The sequence below is a fragment of the Mesorhizobium sp. M0626 genome (assembly GCF_040320665.1).
Lineage (GTDB): Bacteria > Pseudomonadota > Alphaproteobacteria > Rhizobiales > Rhizobiaceae > Mesorhizobium.
In genome coordinates, this window is sequence record NZ_JAMYQD010000004.1 from 169,919 (window position 1) to 192,037 (window position 22,119).

Below are 22,119 nucleotides of genomic sequence, written 5' to 3' on the forward strand. Positions count from 1 at the left end.
TTCATTGCTCATATCTTCAGGCCGTGCGCGGGCCAGTCCGTGGTTTCGTGGTCGGGATGCTGGAACGAGATGATCTGCTCCTGGCGGGAGTAGAAATCCGGATCCTGATGCACGGGCTGGTCAAAGATCGTTTCCACCCAAGGCAATCGGACCGCGTAGTTGACCTGGATTTGCGGCGCCAGATCGGAGCGGTCGTCGAAGGCGCCGATGGCGATCTCCAGTGCGCCAGGTTGGCGATAGGTCAGCGGTGTACCGCAGCGGGCACAGAAGCCGCGATCGATGTTGACCGACGACTGGAAGTAGGTCGGCTCCTCGCGCACCCATTCGACGCCATCCTTGGGCACTGTCACCAGGGCGCCGAAAAACGACCCGAACTGTTTCTGGCACATGCGGCAATGGCAGATGGACGCCCGGCCGAGCTTGCCCTTGATGCGGAAACGCACGGCGCCGCACTGGCAGCCGCCGGTTCGAACTTCATCCGTCATGATTTTCCCTCTGGCGGCCGGTGTTCGGTGTCCCATTGGTCGGTGTCATGGTCGGGATGCTGGTAGGAGACGAGCTCGGCGAGATAAGGCGCCGACGACATGTCGGCCATAGTGTCCTCGGCCGGCAATTGCGGGATGGTATCGACATAGGGAAGTTTTGCCTCCGTGCCCCACTGGATCAGCGGCACGATATCAGCCGGATTGTCGAAGGCGCCAATGGCGAGGCCGATGCCGTCGGGCGCGGTAAAGGTCAGCGGCGTGCCGCAATTGGCGCAAAAGCCACGATCGACATGGCTGGACGAGGCGAAATATTTCGGTTCGCCGCGCGTCCAGTCGAGTTTGGCGCCACGCACCGAGACCAGGGGCGCGTAAAATGAGCCGAACGCCTTCTGGCACATGCGGCAATGGCAGATCGAGGCGTCACCCAGCGCACCCTCGACGCGAAAGCGCACCGCGCCGCACTGGCAGCCGCCGGTGTAGATCGGCCGGTTGTCGAGGCTCATGGCGTTTCACTCCGTTTCATAGTCATTCGGGCGCATGGCAGACGGCCTCGACATTGTTGCCGTCGGGATCCAAGACGAAGGCGCCGTAATAGTCCGGGTGATAATGCGGGCGCAGCCCCGGCCCGCCATTGTCCTTGCCGCCGGCGGCGAGCGCCGCGGCATGGAAGGCGTCGACCTCGGCGCGGCTGCGCGCGGTGAAGGCGACGTGCTGATGGGTCCTCGGCTTGTCATCGCTGGCCTGCAGCCAGAACACCGGCCGGTCGCGGCCATAACCGCCGACCTTGGCGCCGCCGGTATATTCCAGTGGCACCATGTAGATCAGCGAGGCGCCAAGCGGCGCCATCGCCTGGTCATAAAAGGCTTTCGACGCGCCGAAATCGGCGACATTGATGCCGAGATGGTCGATCATGAAACAAGTTCCTCCCTTGCTGGCGCCGGCACGTCGGCGCCGGCCAAGCCACTCTCGATCACGATGTGCTGGCAGACATTGTCGATATCGCGGATGACGTCGTCGTTCCAGAAGCGCAGGATGGTCCAGCCACTGGCACTCAATTGAGCGCTGCGTGCCTTGTCGCGTTCTGCATCTTCTACGTCGGCATGCTGACTGCCATCAACCTCGACTACGAGGTGGTGGGCCGAACAGGCGAAGTCGACAATGTAGGGCCTAATCGGTACCTGTCGGCGAAAGCTCATCCCCATCAGCCGGTGAGCCCGCAACTCATTCCACAGTTTCAGCTCGGCATCGGTCATGACGCGACGCATGGACTTTGCATTCTTGCGCTGACGCGATGGAACGAGGTCGTGACCCATGCTCAGGCCACTCCGCGCTGGCGATTAGCGAAAACCGAGGCGAGGGCTGATCTCCCCCCTTGCGGGGGAGATGTCCGGCAGGACAGAGGGGAGTGCTGTCCCGCCAGCGTCTCAACCGGCAGCCATTGCGTTCTCAGAAAGTGACCGAAATGAAAGTGGGCAAGAAGGAACGCTGGCGTTCCTTCACACCCCCCTCTGTCCTGCCGGACATCTCCCCCGCAAGGGGGGAGATTGGCTGTCGCTCCGGCCTTCGCCAATCTTACAACGGTGTCTCGCGCCACCCTCACCGCTTTACCTCCCACGTCGTCACGCGTTCGCCAGTGATAGGATCCTTGCCGTCTTTCAGCTGCACGCCCTGCGCCAGAAGCTCATCGCGGATGCGATCGGCTTCGGCCCAGTTTTTCGCTGCGATCAGTTCCAAGCGCTTGGCGATCGCCTTGGCGACCGCAACCTCGTCGACCTTGGCCGCGCCGATATCGAAGCCGAGGAACAACAGCGATGCCTTCAGCGATGCGGCCGCTTCGTTGCCCTCCGCGGCCTCACCGGCAAGCTGCGTGAGTTGCTGGAAGGCGGCGTAGGTGGCGAGGTCGTCCGACAGTGCAGCCACAATCTCCGCCGGGACTTGCCCTGCCGACGGCGCCAGGTCAGCCGCGCGTTTCCATTTGCGCAGCGTGTTCTCGGCTTCCTCCAGCTTGCGCACGGAGAAATCGATCGGCTCGCGGTAATGCGTCATCAGCATCGCCAGACGCAGCACCTCGCCCGGCCATTTGCGGCCGCCGAAGGTCTCGGTCTCCAGCAGTTCGGCGATCGCGTAGAAATTGCCGACGCTCTTCGACATTTTCTGGCCCTCGACCTGCAGGAAGCCGTTGTGCATCCAGACATTGGCCATGACGTCGGTGCCGTGGGCGCAACGCGACTGGGCGATCTCGTTCTCATGGTGCGGGAAGATCAAATCGAGGCCGCCGCCATGGATGTCGAAGACATCGCCGAGATAGGCGGCCGACATGGCCGAGCATTCGATGTGCCAGCCCGGCCGGCCCCTGCCCCATGGGCTGGCCCAGCCCGGCTCTTCCGGTGACGACAATTTCCACAGCACGAAATCGCCCGGGTTCTTCTTGTGAGCGTCGACGGCAATTCGCGCACCGGCCTGCTGTTCGTCGAGATTGCGCTTCGACAGCTCGCCATAATCCGGCATCGAGGCGGTGTCGAACAGCACTTCGCCGGCGGCGACATAGGCGTGGCCGCGTTCGATCAAACGTTCGATGAGGGTGATCATGTCAACCTTGCCGTCGGCGCGGCGCGCGACGAACTCGGTGGCGCGCGGCTCGACCGTCGGCGGCAAGCAGCCGAGTGCGGCGACATCCTTGTGGTACTGGTCGGCGGTTTTTTCGGTAACGCGGCGGATCGCCTCGTTGAGCGTCAGGCTTCCCGACGCGATCTCGGCGCCGAAATCGCGCAGCGCACGGGCGTTTATCTTGTCGTCGACATCTGTGATGTTGCGCACATACGTGACACCAGCCTCGCCGTAGAGGTGACGCAGCAAACGGAACAGCACGTCGAAGACGATCGCCGGACGCGCATTGCCGATATGGGCAAAGTCGTAGACGGTTGGGCCGCAGACATACATGCGCACATTCGACGGGTCGATCGGGACGAACACGTCCTTCGTCCGCGTTAGCGTGTTGTAGAGGCTGAGACCCTTCGATGCGTCAGACATGCGTGCCCTTCCGGTCCGTTAAGTTCTGGAGAGAGCCTTACCTGTGCCAAGGCACAAATCGGGCTCCAGCCTGCTGGCCGGGGCGTTTGTCCACTCTGGGGAAAGATGAGGCGAAAACGTCCGGACCAGCGCGAAGCTAGCCAATAATGCAAATGCCACAAATGGCGAAAAACGTTTTCATCGGCGGCTTTATCGCCTTGGCCGGTGTTGCCGTCAAGTCGCAACTTCCGGCAAAAGCATCGCTGGTTCATAGGTCAGGAGCCGCTGAAACATTTTATTAAACATGTCGGCACAGTCATGAAACATTCGCCGGCTAGTTCACCATAGGTCACGATTCGGTCAGATTCGGCCGGCAAACGCAGACACGGAAATGTTACAGGGAAGAGATCGATGTCACGAACCAAGCAGGAATCGAGCCGCGCCAAGCAACCGGCCCTCGCCAACCACTACCGTGCGATCGGCCCGGCCGCGATCGTCGCCGCCCTTCTCCATACCGCGAAGAATAAAAAGCCGGCGCCGAAAATCACTTCGCCCCGCGCTGCCTGAACAGGCATCGTGCCGCCGCCGACAAGGCGTGCGCCGGAACGGAAGGCTGAGGCCCCATAGCGCGCCTGAAACAACAGCTCTTCCTATTGAGCAGGTTCTTCCCGAAGGCCGGACTGGCTTCTTGGGAACGCGCTCTAAAACAGCGTCATCTGACTGCCGTCCGCGCCGGGCTTCTGGCGCCTGACCTTGTCGGGCTCGACGATGCCCATGTCCTGTATCTCCGGCCCGGTGTTGGCGACCTTGCTGACGAGGTCGGAGACCGGAATTGCCTCGAAGAAATCGGGCAGCGCGGGTTTGAGCAGGTCGGCCACGTCGCGCGGTTCGAGCGTGCGGCAGTCCAGCCAGCGGTCAAAATCTTCAGGCGCGATCACCACCGGCATCCGGTCATGGATATGGGCGATGCTGGCATTGGCGTTGACGGTAAGAATGGCGCCGGTGTCCATTTCCGAACCGCCCGGCTCGGAATAGGTTTCAATCAGCCCGGCAAAGGCGATCAACCCGCCACGCCTCGGCCGTATCCAGTAGGGCTGGCCCTTCTTGCCGCTGCCGGATTGCTGCCACTCATAGAAGCCGGAGGCCGGCACCAAGGCACGGCGATGGCGCATGGCGGCTTTGAACGAGGCTTTTTCAATAGCGCCTTCCGAACGCGCGTTGATGAGCAGCGGAAATTTCCTGGTGTCCTTGACCCAGGTGGGGACCAGCCCCCAGCGCACCAGCATCGCCTGGCGATCCGGGAAATTCGAGCCCGGCATGCGCGGCGGCCCCGACAGCGCCATCAGCACCGGCTGCGTCGGCGCGATGTTGTAGCGGGCCGGAAAATCGTCCAGCTCCGCCACGCCGAGCAAGGCGGCGGTCTGGTCCGGCGTGGCCGTCAGGGCAAAGCGTCCGCACATTGGCAAGCTCGATGAATTGATCCGATCGCGAACGTGGCGATGGAACCGGCGCTGCGCAACCGCTAAAGCTGCTCGCTGCCAGCCGGTCCACAGGGTGTGGCCTCACATAAGCGAATCGATATCGATGAACGAGCAGCGCAAGACACTTCCCGCAGTCTCGGTCGCCGTCGTGCGCGGCAGGACGGTGCTGCTGGTCAAGCGGGCGCGGCCGCCGTCGCAGGGGCTTTATGCCTTTCCCGGCGGCAAGGTCGAGCCCGGCGAGACGCTGCAAGAAGCAGCGTCGCGCGAATTGCTGGAGGAAACCGGGCTGCGTGCGCAGGACTATCGTCCGCTTCGCGACATCCGCATCGACGGCAGCGGCGAGAATCACCCGGTCGACTATCTGCTGACCGTGTTCGGCGCCGTTTATGCCGGCGGCGAAGCGACGGCCAGCGACGATGCCGAGACCGCTGCCTTCTATAGTCTTGATGAAATGGCGACGCTGCCGCTCGCGGGTGACGTCATGGAGGTGGCTGAAGAGCTTTTGGCCTGAAGCAGGCCCATATCTGCCGCTCCGAGAATCGCCTTGCAGGCGACAAAATGTTTCGTCAGATAGACTTATGACCCGCACCTCGCTGTTCCTTGCCGCATGCATCGCCACCGCCACGGCTGTTGGCGTGCAGCCGGCGCTGGCCGCCGAGTCGCCGTTCGAGCCCGGGCTGATGCGACTGGCCGAGGTGCTGGGGTCGCTGCATTTCCTGCGCAATCTGTGCGGCGAAAAGGGCGACCAGTGGCGCACCGAGATGGAAAAGCTGATCGATTCGGAAAATCCCGATCCGGAGCGGCGTGCCCGCTTCATCGCCAGCTTCAACCGCGGTTACCGTTCCTTCGGCGGCACCTATACCCAATGCACGCCGTCAGCGACCGAAGCCATCAGCCGCTACATGAAGGAAGGCGAGACGCTGTCGCGCGACATCGCCTCGCGTTACGGCAACTGACGAGCGCCAGACGGCGTTTAGCCAACGCCTTTTCGAGCACCCGCCTTGTATCCACGGCACGTTGATGCAATCTTGGTGTTGCACTTGCGCAACAGTATTAACGAAACGTTAGCGCGCGAATGCGGAATTAACTCAAACTGAAGGTTTTCATCCCGCTCACCGGTCTAATCGGCTAAGTTTGAATCGGACCGAACGCAGGCGACGAAGTTGTAAAGACGATCAAAAAAATGTCGTATTTACAGATACTTACTTAGCCTGCCTGAGATAGGGGCAGCCCAAGCCGGATCCGACCCGTCGGACCGCCGCTTGAAAAGGTGGACATCGCAAATGGAACATGGCGTCAACGACATCGACGCGCTGGTCAGGGAAGAAAAGCGCCTGACCGCGGTGGAAAGCCATAGCGAGGCCTGGGCGGAAGGTCTGTCGGCCGGCATAGAACCTGAGATCATCGCCGAGGCAGCGCTTGAAACCGCGTTCGGCGAGATGCTGCGAGCCAATGGCGAAACCTCGGCCCTTGCCCTGCTCGATCGCATGCGTGAAAAGGTGATCGCCGGCGCCTTCGAGCCGGAGCGGTTTCGGCACTAGGCGTCGCGCGTCTCAGAGGGTGCACTGCCAGCTTACCGGTTCTTTGACGACGGCGAGTCGTTTGGGCATCATGCCTGAAGAGCCTAGGCCCGAGGAGAGGCAAGCGGTGAATTTTTCGATGTCAGGCCGGCCTCGCGGCGTGGTCCTCAGCATCTGGCTTGCCGCTTCCTGCGCCGCGGTTCCGCTGGCGCTTGTCCTGACCAGCAACCCTGCCTATGCGCTGAGCGAGATCAAGCGCGAGGAGCTTCCAGCTCCTGCCGGGCCACCAGCCAATGGTGAGACGGCGCCGTCTGAAAATTCAGTGCCAATGCCCGATCTGCCCGGCACGGCGCCACCGGCCGCCAGCCAGCCGAAATCGCCCACGGAGCCCGAACAAAGCCAACCGGAAGCCCCCGCCAACGATGGCGGCGTGGCCAACCCAAGTGCCGATCCCGAAGGGCCGGTGCCTGAAGTCGTCTACGACCTTTCCAAATTGCCGGAGCCCGTCAGGCGCATGCGCGATCTGATGGTCGAGGCCTGCGTCAGCGGCGACATCGAGAAGCTGCGGCCGCTGATCGGCAAGGGCGACACCATGACCCAATTGTCGCTGGGCGAAATCGAGGGCGACCCGATCGCGTTCCTGAAAGGGCTATCGGGCGACAAGGAAGGTCAGGAAATCCTCGCTATCCTGGAAGAGGTGCTCAATGCCGGCTATGTCCATGTAGACGTCGGCACACCGCAGGAACTCTATGTCTGGCCGTATTTCTTCGCCCTGCCGCTGGACAAGCTCAACGCCAGACAGCGGGTCGAACTGTTCAAGATCGTCACCGCCGGCGACTATGACGACATGAAGCAGTTCGGCGCCTACATCTTCTACCGCGTCGGCATCACGCCGGCCGGGCAGTGGACATTCTTCGTCGCCGGGGATTGAACGGCGATTCCCCTGGGATGGCTACTGGCTAGGGCTAGAAAGCTCGAGGCCTGTGTCAGGCCATATGCGGATACCTTCATTTCGAAGGGCCGAAATCGCTTCGACCGCCGCGTTGGGATCCATTTGCAGCACCTCGGCGGCATGCCGCAATTCTTCCTTGTCCCGCAGCCTGTTTACCACCCAAGCCACCTTGCGCTCGATATCCACGCCATAGGCCGCCTTCGCCTTGCCAACAGCGTCGCTCGGGATTTCCTTATAGATGCCAACCAGCACTCCAAGATCGATGGCATCGCGATATGCAATTGCACGGTCCTGACATCGATCCGCGTTCGCCAGCAACTTCTCGGCAAACATATCCGCCGGGACCAGGGCGGATACATTCAGATCGTCGTCGAAATGGCCTCGCAGTTTTATGCGGCCTTCGCGGATGACTTCAAACTTGATCGTTTGGCCTTTCAACCGCACGATCGTCCGCAAGCCATATTGATCGATCTGGAAGTCCCGAACAGCCTCGACCGGCTCAGGAAAGAATGCTCTGACGCCACGTTCGGCTGCGGAGGTCCGCAATTCGCGATAGCCATCACTGTCGGCACACAGGAAGTCCACATCCAGTGAGCGGCGATATTCCCCGAATTTCATAACGATCGCAGTGCCACCGCCGAACCAGCACTGGTTTGCGGTCAGGAAATGGCGATCCATCAACCCGAGCGCTTCGGCAATGATCTGGTGCTCGGGCCTCTTGAATTCCATCATGACGCTCGCGGTGTGTCCTGTTGATATTCCGGCTGCGAGGAACGATCAGGTGAGGGAAATCAGCCGGCGGTCAAGAGCACGCCGTGACCGAATTTGTCTGCCAAACTTTGGATAAGCATCTTCTCACGCACAGTAAGACGCTTTTGATCGACAAACCGCCAATTACGCTCATACAGCGCAAATGCCTCTTCGGCCGGAATCGGGCGTGCCGCATCGCGGTTCCAGGCGAGCGCCTGGAGCTCCGGAAACTCCGCAGGGACAATCATGGGCGCGATATCTGCGTTCATAATGCCCTTAACGTAGTGGATAGCGCTTAAAAAATCCAACGCAGCAAGAAACCGCTAAGCCGGCAGCGCCTCGGAAAACTCTACCGGCCTGCCCTGCCCGGGCGTGACGATCTCGCCTTCCCACATCACGCGACGACCGCGCACGATGGTGCCGATCGGCCAGCCGGTGACTTCCTTGCCGTCATAGGGCGTCCAGCCGGCCCTGGAGCCGGCTTGCGCATTGGTGATGGTCTCGCGCCGCTGGAGGTCGACAATGGTGAAATCGGCATCGTAGCCGGCGGCGATGCGGCCTTTCCTGGCCATGCCGAAGATGCGCTGCGGGCCGTGGCTGGAGAGGTCGACGAAGCGCTGCAGGGTCAGCAGGCCTGAATTGACATGGTCGAGCATGATCGGCACCAGCGTCTGCACCCCGGTCATGCCGGACGGCGAGGCCGGATAGGGCTTTGCCTTCTCGGCCGGCGTGTGCGGGGCGTGATCGGAGCCGAGCACGTCAATGATGCCTTGCGCAATGCCGTGCCAGACGCCGTCGCGATGGCGGGCCGCGCGAACCGGGGGATTCATCTGGATCAGCGTGCCCAGCCGCGCATAGTCGTCGGCGGCGAGTGTCAAATGGTGCGGCGTCGCCTCGCAGGTGGCGACATCCTTGTGCTGTTGGAGGAAGATGATTTCCTCGGCAGTGGAGATATGCAGCACATGGATGCGGGCGCGGGTGTTTCGCGCGATGCGCACCAGCCGCTCGGTACAGCGAAGCGCCGCGATCTCATCGCGCCAGACGGGATGCGATGACGGGTCGCCCTCGACGCGCAGGCCCAGGCGCTCGCGCAGCCGGAACTCGTCCTCCGAGTGAAAGGCGGCACGGCGGCGGGTGTTGCGCAGGATCGATGCGACACCCTCGTCGTCCTCGACTAGCAGGTCGCCGGTGGACGAGCCCATGAACACCTTTATCCCGGCAGCACCCGGCAGCCGCTCGAGCTCACCGACATCATCGGCATTCTCGCGCGTGCCGCCAACCCAGAAGGCGAAGTCGCAATGCATCCGGCTGGTGGCGCGGCGCACCTTGTCGGCAAGCGCCGCCTCGCTGGTGGTCAGCGGATTGGTGTTGGGCATTTCGAAGACGGCGGTGACCCCGCCCAGCACAGCCGCGCGCGAGCCCGTCTCCAGATCTTCCTTGTGCTCCAGCCCCGGCTCGCGAAAATGCACCTGACTGTCGACGACGCCTGGCAGGACGTGCAGCCCGCGACAGTCGATCGCTTCGCCGGCCGAAGCTTGGCGAAGATCGCCTACTGCGACGATGCGACCACCCCTAACGCCGACATCGCGCGCGGCTTCGCCATCATGGTTGACCACAGTGCCGCCTGTCAGGATGAGGTCGTAGGTGGTGGCCATGGGCGTTCGGTCTCTTGCGGGGGGAGTATCGTCGGCTTACGTAAAGGCCGACTGTTTTGCAAGATCAGGTTCTTTGCCGCCCATGCCTTTTGCCCTGTTCAAAGACCGCGCCCTCATTTCCGTGTCAGGCCCGGATGCCGAGCATTTTTTGCAGAATATCCTCACCACCGACCTCGACACGCTGGCCGTCGACGCGGCAAAGCCAGGTGCGCTGCTTTCGCCGCAAGGCAAGATCCTGTTTGATTTCCTGATCTCGCGTAGCGGCGAGAACGCATTCCGGCTGGATTGCCGTGCCGACGTCGCAGACGATTTCCTGCGCCGGCTGATGCTTTACAAGCTGCGCGCCAAGGCCGAGATCGCGAAGCAGGATCAAGTGCTTGTGACGGTTGCGTGGGGCGATGATTCAAGCGCTTCACAGTCTGATTCAACGGTACTTGCCGATGCCCGCTTCCGCGAGGTGGCTGTGAGCCGCTCCTATGGCGGCGCATCCGTAGGTGGCGACCCGGCTGCGTGGCAGGCGCTCCGCATCGCCAACGGCATTGCCGAAAGCGGTTCCGATTATCAGCTCGGCGATGCCTTCCCTCAAGACGTGCTGCTCGACGAGACCGGCGGCGTCGGCTTCAAGAAAGGCTGCTATGTCGGCCAGGAAGTGGTCTCGCGCATGCAGCATCGCGGCACCGCCAGGCGCCGCGTGCTGATCGTTTCGGCCGACCGCGCCTTACCCGCGCCCGGCACGGAGCTGACGGTTGCGGGGCGGCCGGTCGGCACGCTCGGTTCCAGCGCGGGCACGGCCGGACTCGCCATTGCCCGCATCGACCGGGTCAAGGCGGCGCTCGACGCTGGCCAGCCGGTACTGGCCGGTGATGTCACCGTCTCGCTCGCCATCCCGGCCTGGGCGCAGTTCAGCTTTCCCAGGGAAGCCATCGGCGCGGAGGATGCCTGATGGCTGCCGATCGCGTCGGAGCGCCACCGCGCGCGTGGCAGCGCATGCTGTCGGGACGGCGGCTCGACCTGCTCGACCCCTCGCCGCTCGACATCGAAATCTCCGACATCGCCCACGGGCTTGCCCGCGTCGCCCGCTGGAACGGCCAGACCCGCGGCGATCACGCCTTTTCGGTTGCCCAGCATTCCCTGCTGGTCGAGGCGCTGTTCAGCGAGTTGCAGCCGGACGCCTCGGCCAACGCTCAGTTGGCAGCACTGCTGCATGACGCGCCGGAATATGTCATCGGCGACATGATCTCGCCGTTCAAATCGGTAATGGGCGGCTCCTACAAGGAGTGTGAGCTGCGTCTCCAGCGCGCCATCCATCAGCGCTTTTCGCTGCCGCCCGAACTCGGCGTCGGCTTGCGCAAGGAGATCAAGCGCGCCGACCAGATCGCCGCCTATTACGAGGCGACGCTGCTTGCCGGTTTCTCGACCGCAGAAGCAACCGAGTTCTTCGGCCGGCCGCGCGGCTTCAATGCCGACCGCTTCGACTTTAAGCCGCACTCGGTGACCTCGGCGCAAGCTGCCTTCCTCAAACGCTACGCAACGCTTGAAAAGCAACGCCAGGCAACGGTTGCCGTGCATTCGGCGCAGTGAACATACGCTAAATTAACCAGCGGTAACCACAGTACCGGGTTTCGATCACGGTCAGCAGGCACGCCTCATGTCCGTTGCGCACGTCAAGGGTGGTTCGCCCGTCCGCAGACGGGGAGCCGGAGGCGTCGCCGCGCCACGGCAGATCGCCGACGAACTGCGCCACCAGAACGAGCGCTTTTCCGCGGCCGTCGAGAATATGTCGCATGGGCTGTGCATGTTCGACGCCGACGAGCGGATGATCATCTGCAACGGCAACTATATCAGCATCTTCTCCCTCGACGCGAAGATCGTGCGGCCCGGCATCGCGTTCCTGGACATTCTAAAGCACAGCGTCGACATCGGTGTCGCCTCACAGAGCGCCGAAGACCTGTATGCCATCCGCAAGCCCTATATCGAGCGCGCGCAAGCCTCGACCTACGAGGAAATACTGTCGGACGGACGCATCGTTTCCATCACGCACCGGCCGCTGGCCTCAGGCGGCTGGGTGTCGATCTATGAGGACATTACGGAGCAAAGGCGGGCCGAGCAGGAACTGAAGGAGCAGCACCGCCGCTTCGATGCGGCGCTCGCCAACATGTCGCAAGGCCTGTTGATGTACGACGCCGAAGGCACGCTGATCGTGCGCAACCAGCGCTTCCTCGACCTCTACAAGGTCACGCCTGACGACTTCCCGCTCGGCATGAGCCAGCGCGCCCTGCTCGAACAGATGGTGCGACTGCGCATCTATCCGTCGATGGACATCGACGGCGAGATCGCCAACACCAGAGCCAGCCTGCAGGCCGGTGAGGAGCGTTCGACAGACCGCAGCCTTGCCGATGGCCGAACGCTGCTGGTTGCGCGCCGGCCGCTTGCCGGTGGCGGCTGGGTGGCGACCTTCGAAGACATCACCGAGCGCCGGCGCGCCGAAGAGCGCATGAGCCACCTTGCCCATTACGACACGCTGACCGACCTGCCCAACCGATCGATGTTTCGCGAACGGCTCGACCAGGCGATGGCCGGCGATACACCGTTGGCGATCTTCTCGCTCGACCTCGATCGCTTCAAGGCCGTCAACGACACCTGGGGACACCCGGCCGGTGACTGGCTGCTGAAATGCGTGGCGGAGCGGTTGCGGCACAGCCTGCGCAGCGACACCGATGTGGTCGCCCGCCTCGGTGGCGACGAGTTCGCCATCCTGCAGTTCAATCCCAAAGGCGCCACCGATGCGGAACAACTGGCAAAACGCATCGTCGCTGTCGTCAGCCAGCCGTTTCGCGACAAGGGCCGCGACATGCATGTCGGCATCAGCCTTGGCATCGCGCTGTATCCCGGTGACGGCAAGGACGCCGACACGCTTTTGAAGAACGCCGACATGGCGCTTTACAGCGGTAAGAGCGAAGGCCGCAACGTCTACCGCTTTTTCGAGCCCGGCATGGATGCCTTGGTGCGGGCGCGCCTGGCGCTCGAAACCGATCTCGAGACGGCACTGAAGCGGCGGGAGTTCGTGCTGGAGTTCCAGCCGATCACCAACATCGCGTCGGGCAAGATCGTCGGCGCCGAAGCGTTGATGCGGTGGAATTCACCGACGCGCGGCCTGGTGGCGCCCGACGATTTCATCGCAGCCGCCGAAGACAGCGGGCTGATCGTTCCGCTGGGCGAATGGGCGCTGAAACAGGCCTGCAGCGTGGCCGCCGGCTGGCCGCCTGGAATGCGCATCGCCGTCAATGTCTCGGCAGTGCAGATCAGAAGCGCCGACTTTGCCCGCAGCGTGATTTCGGCGCTGGCCGTTTCCGGCGTGCCGGCCAGCCGGCTCGAACTGGAAATCACCGAGACCGTGCTGATGGATGAGAGCGAGACGGTGCTGAAGACGCTGAGGCAGCTGCGCGAACTCGGTATCCGCATCGCGCTCGACGATTTCGGCACCGGCTATTCGTCGCTCGGCTATCTCAGGCGTTTTCCCGTCGACAAGATCAAGATCGACCGCTCCTTCATCCACGATATCGACAACAAGGACACGGCGGCGATCGTGCGCACGATCATCGGGCTTGGTGCCGAACTTGGCATCACCGTCACCGCCGAAGGCGTCGAGACCGAAGCGCAGCTCGACGTATTGCGCAAGGCTGGCTGCGTCGAGGTGCAGGGCTTTCTGATCGGCATGCCGTCAAAGGCCGCCGACATGGCTCGACTTCTCAAGACGAGGGCAGCGTCCCGGCGCGCCTGAACATCCCCGGCGTCATTCCATGCGCGGCGCGGAAGGTGCGCGAGAGATGGCTTTGGTCGGAGAAGCCGGCCGCAAAGGCGGCACCGGCGAGATCTGAACCTTGCCGGATCAGCAGATCGGCACGGCGCAGCCTGCGGTCACGGATGAAGGCAGCAGGGGTGAGACCCAGCACTTTCCTGAAATCGCGGATAACTTGAAAGCGCGTCACGCCTGCGGCTTCAGCGAGCCGCTGCAAATCGAGGTCCGAGTTCAGATGGTCTTCGATGACCTGTTCATAGACCCGGAGCCGGCTTTTCGATCCGAAGCTTTCGACCGCCTCGCGCCGCCGGCCGCCCCAATCGCCATGGCGCAGGATGAGCTTGCGCAAGGCGATCAGCATGGATGTTTCGGCGCTCGTGGCATCACCCGATGTCGAAGCCAAGTGCGCGACGCCTACTGCCTGGACGAGATCGGCATCATCGACGATCGCTTGCGAAAACAACGGCGGGCGATCCTGCCCGAGTTCGTCCGCGATCGCACCCATGAGCGAGGCCGACGGATAGAAGGTGCGGTAAGCCCAACCCTGGTCGGCACCCGCCTCGCCGTCATGCCATATCTCCGGATTGACGAGCAGAACCGTGCCCGACCGCGCGAGGACAGTCTCGTTGCCGATGCGGACCCGCTCGCACCCTTGCGTGATCAGGGCGACGACATAGGTCGGGTGCGTGTGCAGCTGGTAGCGATGCCGCGTGAAGCGCGCCTTGAGCATGCCAAGATCGCGAAAGCGCGGATGACGCCAGAACTGCGTCGTCTCCTGAGGCTGTTGAATTCCAGACACGGTCAATCCTGTTCAAGACGCTGCCGGCGCAAATCCTTTACGTGCTGGCATCGACAAGGCCGAATTTACGATAGCCGGCAAGGAGAGCGCAATGCTGCACAACGACCCCATCGCCGCCCTCACCCCGCAGGTGGTGGAATGGCGGCATCACATCCACGCCAACCCCGAACTCGGTTTCCAAGAGTATGAGACCGCGCGCTTCGTCGCCGACAAGCTGCGCACCTTCGGGCTCGACGAGGTTCATGAAGGCAAAGGCGGCACCGGCGTGGTTGGCGTCCTCAGAGGACGACCAGGCGTGCGCGCCATCGGGCTTCGCGCCGAACTCGATGCCTTGCCCGTGCTGGAGAAGACAGGATTGCCATATGCGTCGAAGAAAGACGGCGTGATGCATGCCTGCGGCCACGACGGGCACATCGCGATGCTGCTCGGCGCCGCCAAGCTGCTCGCCGACAACAGAGCCTTCGACGGCACCGTCTGTTTCATCTTCCAGCCGGCGGAAGAAAATGAAGGCGGCGCCATGCGGATGATAGAGGACGGACTGTTCGAGCGCTTCCCCGTGGAAGCCATCTACGCCGTCCACAACTGGCCGGGGCTGCCGCTCGGAAAGATCGCGGCCCGTGCCGGGTCGATGATGGCGGCCGTCGACACTTTCGAACTGAACTTTGAGGGGACCGGCGCGCATGCCGCCATGCCGCAGCTAGGCGACGATCCCGTGCTCGCGGCCGGCGCCTTCGTTCAAGCCGTGCAGCGCATCGTCAGCCGTTCGGTCGACCCGCAAATGGCGCTGGTCGTTTCGATCACCCAGATCCATGGCGGCAATGTCGGCAACATCGTGCCGGGCAAGGTCTGGCTGCAGGGAACCTGCCGCTTCTTCGAGCCCACTTTGTCGGGCCATTGCGAAAGGCTGATCGGCGACATCGCGCAAGGCATTGCCTCGGCGCATGCACTCACCGCCAAGCTCGCCTACAAGAAAGGCTACCCGCCGCTGGTCAACACGTCGGCTGCCACTGACCGGGCCGTCCAGGCGGCAACCGCGGTTGTCGGCCGCGAGCAGGTCGAGACCGCATTCAACCCGAGCCTCGGCTGCGAGGATTTTGCCTACATGGTCCGCGAAGCCGGCGGCTGCTATGCCTGGGTCGGCGCAGGAGCTGTCAGACCGGGCGAAGGGCTGCACGGCGATCGCTATGTCTTCAACGACGCCATCGTCCCCACCGTGCTCCGCTATTTCGTCACGCTCGTTGAGCAGACGCTACGCTGACGGCCGAGCGCCTCAGCGCAAGGTCTCGACGTATTTCTCGTGGAAGCTGACATAGCCGGGTTCGACGACTTTGAGATGGCGCTCGATCAGCTGGTGGAAGGCCGGCAGCTGATGGAAGGGCACGCCGGGATAGGCGTGGTGCTCGGCGTGATACGGCATGTTCCAGGCGACTTTGCGCACCAGCCAGTTGGTCAGCGTGGTGCGGGTGTTTTCTAGCATGTTGGCGACAAGCGGGCAGCGGCCATGCTCGGCCAGCAGATAGAGCCTGAGGAAGGGCTGGCCGAGCAGCGCCGGCACGATCCAGACATAGAGCAGTACACTTGCCTCGAACCACAGGGCTAGCGCGGCGACCACGACATAGAAAGCGATCATGGCGCGGGCTTCAGTGCGCACCTTGGGCAGGCCTTTCGGCGGCACGTAGCTGTCGTGGCAGCCGCCAATCGCGTTGGTGTAGAGTGTCTGCAAATGCCCCCACCACACCGGCAGGCCCGAGACGTGGACGATGTATTGCCGCATCGTCTCCGGTTTCGGGAAGGCGAGTTCCGGATCGGTCTCTGGATCCTGGGTGAAACGGTGATGGGCGAAGTGGAAATAGCGAAACCAGTCGGCGGGCAGCGCGATCGCCAGGCTGCAGACCCTTGCGGCGGCATCGTTGAGCCACTGCGTCTCGAACGCCGTCCTGTGCACCGTCTCATGCAGCAGCGTGAACAGGAAGACGATAAGAATGCCTTGCGGCAACATCAACAGCGGCCAGTACGACACCTTGGCCGCAATCAGCCCGCCGATAGCCACAATCGCGCCGAGATGGAAGGCGAGTTGGACCAGACCCGGCCCGTCCGACTTGCCGGTCAGGCGGCTGCGCTGCTCATTGGTCAGGAACGCGATGACGTCGAGATGGTCTCTGGGTTCAAACTGGGCCGATACGGTCATGGCGCCAAGCTACTCGAATAAGAAAGCTTTCGAAAGACGAGGATTTCTGCGACACAGATAAGCTGACCTTACCTATCGGATCACCCAATGACCGCGCTTCCTTCCCTGAGAGGACTTCAAGCCTTCGAGGCGGCGGCGCGCTCGGGGAGTTTCGCCGCAGCGGCGGATGAGCTCTCGATCTCGGCGGCTGCGGTCAGCCAGCTCATTCGCACCGTCGAGGAGCAGATGGGTCGAAAACTGTTCCATCGCGTCAACCGCCGCGTGGTGCTGACGGAAGCCGGCGTCGAGATGCTGCCCCGGCTGACCCTGGCTTTTCGGGAGATCGGCAGCATCGCGCGTGGCAGCGATGCCTTCCGCCCGCGGCTTGTCGTATCGGTGCCGCCGTCCATGGCGATGGGCTGGCTTTCCGAACGCCTCGCCGGCTTTGTCGCCAGCCACGGCGCCGTCGACATATCCCTGCGCGGCGATGACGATCCGGTGCCGTTCGACCGCGAACTGATCGACATCCGGCTGTCCTTCGGCCCGCACTATCGTGAACACCCGAGCGAGGAGATCGTCAGGGACGCCGTCTACCCCGTCTGCGCGCCAGAACTCACCGCCAAAACCGACAGCCTCGCCGGCCTGCCACTGATTCACACCGACTGGGGACCGACCGGCGCGTCGTTTCCGTCTTGGCGCACCTGGTTCGAGGCGGCGGGCATAGAGCCCGGCCGCGCAGTGCAGCGCGGACTGTCGGCGAACTCGTCGCGGGCAGCGCTCGACCTTGCCATTTCAGGGCTGGGCGCGGCGCTGGCGCAAGGCATTTATTGCGCCGGGGCGCTGGAAGAGGGCCGTTTGGTCCGGGCTAATGCCCTATCGATCGCGCTGCGTCAGCCATATTGCCTGACGATCCCCGAACGCAGTGCAAGGCGCGACCTGGTGGCGGCGTTTCGCAATTGGCTGATTGAGGAATGCCGGCGGTCGGTGGGTTCGCCGGTGCTCGGCTGATGGCCCGAGCTGCTCAGAGATGGCCGGCCAGTGCGGCGACCATGTCCTTGTTCGTCGCCACGGGAATGATCTCGAACTCCACCAGGTCAGACCATTCGATGACCCAGCGCTGCAGCAGCGTGACGTCATCGGCCTCGACCAGCAGGAAGCAGCGGCTCATATCAGCCGCGATCCAGGAGTGGTGCACGACAAGCGCGTCCGGCTTCAATCTGCCGCGCTCGCCGAAACGGCGGTAGATCTCCTTGCGGTCGCAGCCGGTGAAATCCTCGATGACGATGAACTGCATTTTTCCCCCTCGGTTGAATTGCCGCCCGGGACGGCAAACTAACGCCCGGGACGGTCCAGCCGCTCCAGGAACCATTGCGTCAGCCGCACCCAGACTTCGTCCTTTTCGCCGGAATCCTCCCAGCCATGGTCGAGGTTCGGGTTGTCGTTGACCTCGATGACGAAGACGCCATCCTTGGTTTCCTTGAGATCGACGCCGTAAAGCCCGTCGCCGATGCAGCGCGCCGCCTTCACCGCGGTGTCGACGACATGCGGCGGCGTCTCTTTCAGCGTGAAGGTCTTGATGCCGCCCTGGTCGGGCTTGCCGCTGGCCTTGTGGTTGACGATCTGCCAGTGTTTTTTCGCCATCAGATAATGCACGGCAAACAGCGGCTGCCCGCCGAGCACGCCGACGCGCCAGTCATATTCGGTCGGGATGAATTTCTGCGCGATCAGGAGATCGGAATCCTCCAGCCACTCGGTGGCGAGCGTCTTCAGTTCTTCGAAGTTGCCGCATTTCTTGACGCCGCGCGAGAACGATGAATCCGGGATCTTCAGCACCAGCGGAAAGCCCAGCGTCTGCGCCGCCAGTTCGAGGTCCGAGGTGCCGGCTATCATCACCGTCGGCGGCACCGGCACCTTGTTGTAGGCCATCAGTTCGTTGAGATAGACCTTGTTGGTGCAGCGGATCATCGACAGCGGGTCGTCTATCACCGGCATGCCTTCCTGCTGGGCGCGGCGCGCGAAGCGGTAGGTGTGGTTTGAGATCGAGGTGGTCTCGCGGATGAACAGCGCGTCGTAATTGGCGAGCTTGGCCAGGTCCCTCCTGGTGATCGGCTCGATTTCGACGCCCATCTTTTCGGCGATCTTGGCCCAGTAACGCAGCGAGGAAATCTCCGACGGCGGCAGTTCTTCATGCGGATCGACCAGCGTGGCGAAGGTGTAGCGTGCCGGCGTGCGGCCCTTGGTGTCGCGCCACTCGCGGTTGGTGTACGTCTCGAGCGCCTGCACGAATAAGGCTTCTTCCTCCTCGGCCATCCTGGCCAGCGGCAGGAAGCCGATCTTGCGGATCGAAGCCCATTCGGCGCTGTCCTTGATGTGAACCTCAAGCGCCGGAGCGCGGAACCAGTCGAACAACAGCTTGGCGAAGCGGTCCCAGACCTTCGACGGTCCGATGCCGAAGAAGATGCAGATTTTTTGCGGGAAAACGCCTCCGAGATCCTTGCGGCACTTGTTGAGCGCCAGCTCCAGTTCCGGCAGCGCGTGCTCGTAGAGCTTGCGCTCGGACAGGTCGATCATCGTCTCGACCGTCGGGATGACCTTGTGGCCGCGCGAACCGGCGAGCAGAGAGGCATAATAGCCGCGGCTCTGGTAGGCGTAATTGTTCGACAGGTTGATGACCTTCGGCTGCTGGCCCCGAAACAGCGCCGGATGCGCAAGATAGTCACGGTTGGTGATGATCTTGTGCGGCGTCGCCGCCGGGTCGAGATCGTTCTGACGGCCGGTGAGGATGACCCAGGTCATTGTTATCAGCGTTTCCCAAGAGTGATGGCAGCACGCAGTCCGTCGCGGCCGAATTGCGCCATGTTCATGAAGATGCCGTGCGGCACGGGAATGTTGGCGGCATCGAGGATGGTCTCCTGTCTTTCGTCCTCGACCCAGGGATCGTGGATCAGGATGTGGTCGCCATCGTCGCCGATAGCCAGCACCCAATGCGGCACCTTCTTGCCGAACATCAGGAAGCCGCTGATCAGCACCAGCACCAGTTTTCCCTGAGCCAGGGCGCCGCGTATATCGTCGATGGTGAACGGACGGTAATTCACCGGGATGCCGTATAGTTCCGCGCGGCGGCGAAAGTCCACCTGGGCAAGTTCCATCACCCGGCGCTTGTCGTCGCTGCGCACCGATTGCAAGAACAGCGCGCCATAGAAGGACACGAAGATTTCCGCCGCAAGCCCGCTTTCGTAGCCGGAAACCGCAAGGCCGAAGGGCTCGCAGCCGCCTGGGCCGGACATCATGAACACGGTCGTTGCCTCGCGCCATAGGCGGATTTCCATGACCGGATCGGGCACGAAGCCCGAATCGAAATTGGCCATCGCCATCATCAGGCAGCATGGACCGCAGGTGAACTCGCAGGTCTGCTGGTAGAACGGGACTTTGGTGGCGACCGGAATATCGCCGCGCAAGGTCTTTTCGTAGCGCAGCGCGGTGGCGCCATCCTCGTAATAGTGAGGCTCGCGACCGATCTTGCGGTAGCCGCTCTGCTCATAGATGCCGATGGCGCGAAGATTGTCCTCGCGCACTTCGAGACGCAACATCATGCGGTCGTGCTCGAAGGCAGCTTCTTCGGCCGCTGCAAGCAGCATGCGGCCAATGCCGCGGCCCCTGAAAAACGGGCTGGTGGCAAGCGAATAGAGCCGGGCGACGCCGCTGCCCTTGCGAAACAGCACGATGGCGTAGCCGGCGACACGACCATCGCTTTCGGCGACCAGCATCTCGGCTGTCTCGCGTTCGATCAACAGGCGGAAGGAGCGCCGGGAAATGCGGTCACTGGAAAAGACCGCCTTCTCGATGGCGGCGAGGTCATCGACGTCGGACGCGCGGGCCTTGCGAATCTCGGCAGGCATGCGGGTTTGGAAAACCTCGATTGGGTGGAGGAAAAGGCCGCGGTCAAAAACGTCGCAAACATCAGCCGAAACGCCGATATCCATCAAGCGCTATCGCACTTCGAATAGGGCCGAATTGTGACACTTTCTACCCCGGCGCATTCCCGAAACGGAATGCGCTTAACTGGCGATACCAGCCAGAAGCTGACCGTAGGCCCGCTTGGCGACCGCAGCCAGTTGCTCGCGCGGCAGCGAGCCGACGACGGCGCAGGCATAGCCCTTGTCCAGCCAGTAGACCGCCTCGGGGCCGTCGGCCTCGGCCATGTAGGTGCCCTTGGACTTGGCTGAGGAATCAGCGGTAACGAACAAGGAGATGCGCTGACCCTTGGCGTCCTCGTAAAGCAGCATCGCTGCCTTGCCCTGGCCGGCCGGCAGCAGCCGGCCGCCAACCAGCTGGAAGCCTTCCGCCACCAGATCCGGCGCCACCAGTTTCAGGCCGACGCGGTTGGACAGCCAGGTCTGCAGGTGATCCTTGTCGCTTGCCGGCACTTCCACCGCATGGCGCTGTTCGGCGGCATAGATGACATGGGCGGCGATCGCCTCTTCGGCCAGTTGGTCATCGGCGCCATCTTCCCTGCCGATGCCGTCGATGCCGGCAAAATAGCCGCCAAGACCGCCGATGACGAGCACTGCGGCCGCCGCGGCCGCAAGCCACCAGCGCGACTGCCGCGCCGCCGCCTTGGTCGCGCCTTCACCGCTAACGATCTGCTTGAACAGCACCGGCACGGGCTCGTCGAGCACACCGGCAAAGGCGGCGCGCAACGCGGCGCGGTCGGCGGTGTAGCGGGCGCTTTTCGCCTTCATTTCGGGATTGGCGTCGATCCAGGCGTCGTAGGCGGCGCGCTCGTCGCCCGGCAGCTCGCCGTCGAGAGCCATGTGGATATCGCGTTCGGAAAAATCGCGGCGGGTCATTTCTCGACGATCCTTATCGAGCGGCGGCGCGCCGTGTCATCGAGCAGGCTGCGCAGCTCCTCGCGTCCGCGCGCTATGCGCGACATCAGCGTGCCGGCGGGCACGCCGAGAATGTTGGCGGCTTCGGCATAGGAGAATCCTTCGATGGCGACCATGACTAGAGCGGCGCGGCGGTCGGGGCTGATCGCCTGCAATGCGTCGATGATCTCGCGCGAGGCGGCGTTCTCGGCCTGCTCGGCGGGGACTGCCTGCGCCTCGTTTGCGTCAAGCGGCAGGATCGCCGCCTCACCGCGCCGGTTCACCTTGCGCATCTGATCGATGAACAAATGATGCATGATCGTAAACAGCCACCTCCGGGGGCTTTCTCCCGTCTGCCAGCTTTCAAGCCGCAAGAGCGCTCGTTCGAGGCAATCCTGGACGAGATCGTCAGCGGATTCGCGGTCGCGCAGAAGCGAGCGTGCGTAGCGGCGCAGGCGCGGTATTTCGCCAAGGATTGCTGCCTTCTTTTCGTCCATGACCGCTGGTTCTGAGGTCGCCCTTGTTTAACCCGATTGAACGCGCCTTCCCGGCGCGGCGCAAGCGGCCAGCGCGAAGCGGTCTGCCGCCCCGGTCACCCAAGCAGTGAGATAACGAGTTGATCGGCTAAATTATT

26 protein-coding genes are annotated in these 22,119 nt (G+C 63.0%); 10 read left to right on the plus strand and 16 right to left on the minus strand.

Translation table 11 applies throughout. The features are described 5' to 3' along the window. Positions 1-8: 8 nt before the first annotated feature. The 5 genes from NKI37_RS06400 to cysS all read right to left on the minus strand — a co-directional run bounded on the left by NKI37_RS06400 (position 9) and on the right by cysS (position 3,515). Positions 9-485, minus strand: coding sequence for a GFA family protein (locus tag NKI37_RS06400; RefSeq protein ID WP_023684470.1), 477 nt, complete (start codon positions 483-485; stop codon positions 9-11). Then, the gene (locus NKI37_RS06405) at positions 482-988 is read right to left on the minus strand and encodes a GFA family protein (protein WP_023705379.1); all 507 of its coding nucleotides are present in this window, start codon (positions 986-988) and stop codon (positions 482-484) included. The genes NKI37_RS06400 and NKI37_RS06405 overlap by 4 nt, the downstream gene beginning before the upstream one ends. 22 nt (positions 989-1,010) lie before the next feature. After that, positions 1,011-1,397: a VOC family protein gene (locus tag NKI37_RS06410; RefSeq protein ID WP_023684472.1), complete on the minus strand. Its 387-nt coding sequence runs from the start codon at positions 1,395-1,397 to the stop codon at positions 1,011-1,013. Next, a complete protein-coding gene (locus tag NKI37_RS06415; protein WP_352788173.1) occupies positions 1,394-1,798 on the minus strand; it encodes an endonuclease domain-containing protein in 405 nt (134 codons plus the stop codon). The genes NKI37_RS06410 and NKI37_RS06415 overlap by 4 nt, the downstream gene beginning before the upstream one ends. 283 nt (positions 1,799-2,081) lie before the next feature. Next, the gene (gene cysS / locus NKI37_RS06420) at positions 2,082-3,515 is read right to left on the minus strand and encodes a cysteine--tRNA ligase (RefSeq protein WP_352788170.1); all 1,434 of its coding nucleotides are present in this window, start codon (positions 3,513-3,515) and stop codon (positions 2,082-2,084) included. A 390-nt stretch (positions 3,516-3,905) separates the two neighbouring features. Between cysS and NKI37_RS06425 the strand changes: the two genes are divergently transcribed. Next, the gene (locus NKI37_RS06425; RefSeq protein ID WP_023673568.1) at positions 3,906-4,061 is read left to right on the plus strand and encodes a hypothetical protein; all 156 of its coding nucleotides are present in this window, start codon (positions 3,906-3,908) and stop codon (positions 4,059-4,061) included. A 134-nt stretch (positions 4,062-4,195) separates the two neighbouring features. Here NKI37_RS06425 and NKI37_RS06430 read toward each other — a convergent pair whose 3' ends face one another. Continuing rightward, positions 4,196-4,954 carry an SOS response-associated peptidase gene (locus NKI37_RS06430; protein WP_023754766.1) on the minus strand — a complete coding sequence of 253 codons (759 nt, stop codon included), beginning with the start codon at positions 4,952-4,954 and terminating at the stop codon, positions 4,196-4,198. A gap of 124 nt (positions 4,955-5,078) precedes the next feature. Between NKI37_RS06430 and NKI37_RS06435 the strand changes: the two genes are divergently transcribed. The 4 genes from NKI37_RS06435 to NKI37_RS06450 all read left to right on the plus strand — a co-directional run bounded on the left by NKI37_RS06435 (position 5,079) and on the right by NKI37_RS06450 (position 7,426). After that, positions 5,079-5,486: an NUDIX hydrolase gene (locus NKI37_RS06435; RefSeq protein ID WP_023827490.1), complete on the plus strand. Its 408-nt coding sequence runs from the start codon at positions 5,079-5,081 to the stop codon at positions 5,484-5,486. Between the two features lie 67 nt (positions 5,487-5,553). Then, the gene (locus NKI37_RS06440; protein ID WP_023754767.1) at positions 5,554-5,931 is read left to right on the plus strand and encodes a TIGR02301 family protein; all 378 of its coding nucleotides are present in this window, start codon (positions 5,554-5,556) and stop codon (positions 5,929-5,931) included. Between the two features lie 327 nt (positions 5,932-6,258). Beyond that, entirely contained in the window at positions 6,259-6,516 is a 258-nt protein-coding gene (locus tag NKI37_RS06445; protein WP_023673564.1) for a hypothetical protein, read from the plus strand. Positions 6,517-6,622: 106 nt separating this feature from the next. Next, complete coding sequence (locus tag NKI37_RS06450) at positions 6,623-7,426, plus strand: hypothetical protein (protein WP_023705384.1); 804 nt, start codon at positions 6,623-6,625, stop codon at positions 7,424-7,426. A 21-nt stretch (positions 7,427-7,447) separates the two neighbouring features. On the opposite strand, the gene NKI37_RS06455 is transcribed toward NKI37_RS06450, so the two are convergent. From NKI37_RS06455 to NKI37_RS06465, 3 genes are all read right to left on the minus strand, one after another. Then, entirely contained in the window at positions 7,448-8,176 is a 729-nt protein-coding gene (locus NKI37_RS06455) for a nucleotidyl transferase AbiEii/AbiGii toxin family protein (RefSeq protein WP_023684480.1), read from the minus strand. Between the two features lie 62 nt (positions 8,177-8,238). Further along, on the minus strand, positions 8,239-8,466 hold the full coding sequence (locus tag NKI37_RS06460; RefSeq protein ID WP_027049982.1) for a hypothetical protein: 228 nt from the start codon (positions 8,464-8,466) through the stop codon (positions 8,239-8,241). Between the two features lie 54 nt (positions 8,467-8,520). Beyond that, positions 8,521-9,852, minus strand: coding sequence for a dihydroorotase (locus NKI37_RS06465; RefSeq protein WP_023698668.1), 1,332 nt, complete (start codon positions 9,850-9,852; stop codon positions 8,521-8,523). An 82-nt stretch (positions 9,853-9,934) separates the two neighbouring features. Here NKI37_RS06465 and ygfZ point away from each other — a divergent pair, with 82 nt between their 5' ends. From ygfZ to NKI37_RS06480, 3 genes are all read left to right on the plus strand, one after another. After that, a complete protein-coding gene (gene ygfZ, locus NKI37_RS06470) occupies positions 9,935-10,795 on the plus strand; it encodes a CAF17-like 4Fe-4S cluster assembly/insertion protein YgfZ (protein ID WP_352788166.1) in 861 nt (286 codons plus the stop codon). Continuing rightward, positions 10,795-11,433, plus strand: a complete 639-nt coding sequence (locus tag NKI37_RS06475) for an HD domain-containing protein (protein ID WP_023670260.1) — start codon at positions 10,795-10,797, stop codon at positions 11,431-11,433. The genes ygfZ and NKI37_RS06475 overlap by 1 nt, the downstream gene beginning before the upstream one ends. Before the next feature lie 67 nt (positions 11,434-11,500). Further along, positions 11,501-13,633, plus strand: a complete 2,133-nt coding sequence (locus NKI37_RS06480) for a putative bifunctional diguanylate cyclase/phosphodiesterase (protein WP_023735507.1) — start codon at positions 11,501-11,503, stop codon at positions 13,631-13,633. On the opposite strand, the gene NKI37_RS06485 is transcribed toward NKI37_RS06480, so the two are convergent. Continuing rightward, positions 13,602-14,450, minus strand: coding sequence for an AraC family transcriptional regulator (locus NKI37_RS06485; protein WP_031194164.1), 849 nt, complete (start codon positions 14,448-14,450; stop codon positions 13,602-13,604). The two genes, NKI37_RS06480 and NKI37_RS06485, sit on opposite strands and share 32 nt — an antisense overlap. 91 nt (positions 14,451-14,541) lie before the next feature. Here NKI37_RS06485 and NKI37_RS06490 point away from each other — a divergent pair, with 91 nt between their 5' ends. Further along, on the plus strand, positions 14,542-15,708 hold the full coding sequence (locus tag NKI37_RS06490) for an amidohydrolase (protein ID WP_023687295.1): 1,167 nt from the start codon (positions 14,542-14,544) through the stop codon (positions 15,706-15,708). A 12-nt stretch (positions 15,709-15,720) separates the two neighbouring features. On the opposite strand, the gene NKI37_RS06495 is transcribed toward NKI37_RS06490, so the two are convergent. After that, complete coding sequence (locus NKI37_RS06495) at positions 15,721-16,638, minus strand: fatty acid desaturase family protein (protein ID WP_031195761.1); 918 nt, start codon at positions 16,636-16,638, stop codon at positions 15,721-15,723. 87 nt (positions 16,639-16,725) lie between these two features. On the opposite strand from NKI37_RS06495, the gene NKI37_RS06500 reads away from it, so the two are divergent. After that, positions 16,726-17,625, plus strand: a complete 900-nt coding sequence (locus tag NKI37_RS06500) for a LysR substrate-binding domain-containing protein (RefSeq protein ID WP_023749698.1) — start codon at positions 16,726-16,728, stop codon at positions 17,623-17,625. Between the two features lie 13 nt (positions 17,626-17,638). Here NKI37_RS06500 and NKI37_RS06505 read toward each other — a convergent pair whose 3' ends face one another. The 5 genes from NKI37_RS06505 to NKI37_RS06525 form a co-directional block, all read right to left on the minus strand. Continuing rightward, the gene (locus NKI37_RS06505) at positions 17,639-17,911 is read right to left on the minus strand and encodes a DUF3303 domain-containing protein (RefSeq protein ID WP_023670254.1); all 273 of its coding nucleotides are present in this window, start codon (positions 17,909-17,911) and stop codon (positions 17,639-17,641) included. A gap of 38 nt (positions 17,912-17,949) precedes the next feature. Next, a complete protein-coding gene (locus tag NKI37_RS06510) occupies positions 17,950-19,413 on the minus strand; it encodes a RimK family ATP-grasp domain-containing protein (protein ID WP_023684488.1) in 1,464 nt (487 codons plus the stop codon). 5 nt (positions 19,414-19,418) lie between these two features. Further along, a complete protein-coding gene (locus NKI37_RS06515) occupies positions 19,419-20,516 on the minus strand; it encodes a peptidase C39 family protein (RefSeq protein ID WP_023670253.1) in 1,098 nt (365 codons plus the stop codon). Between the two features lie 159 nt (positions 20,517-20,675). Continuing rightward, positions 20,676-21,467, minus strand: coding sequence for an anti-sigma factor family protein (locus NKI37_RS06520; protein WP_023670251.1), 792 nt, complete (start codon positions 21,465-21,467; stop codon positions 20,676-20,678). Further along, on the minus strand, positions 21,464-21,982 hold the full coding sequence (locus NKI37_RS06525) for an RNA polymerase sigma factor (RefSeq protein WP_023670250.1): 519 nt from the start codon (positions 21,980-21,982) through the stop codon (positions 21,464-21,466). Before NKI37_RS06525 ends, NKI37_RS06520 begins: the two co-directional genes overlap by 4 nt. Positions 21,983-22,119: the final 137 nt, after the last annotated feature.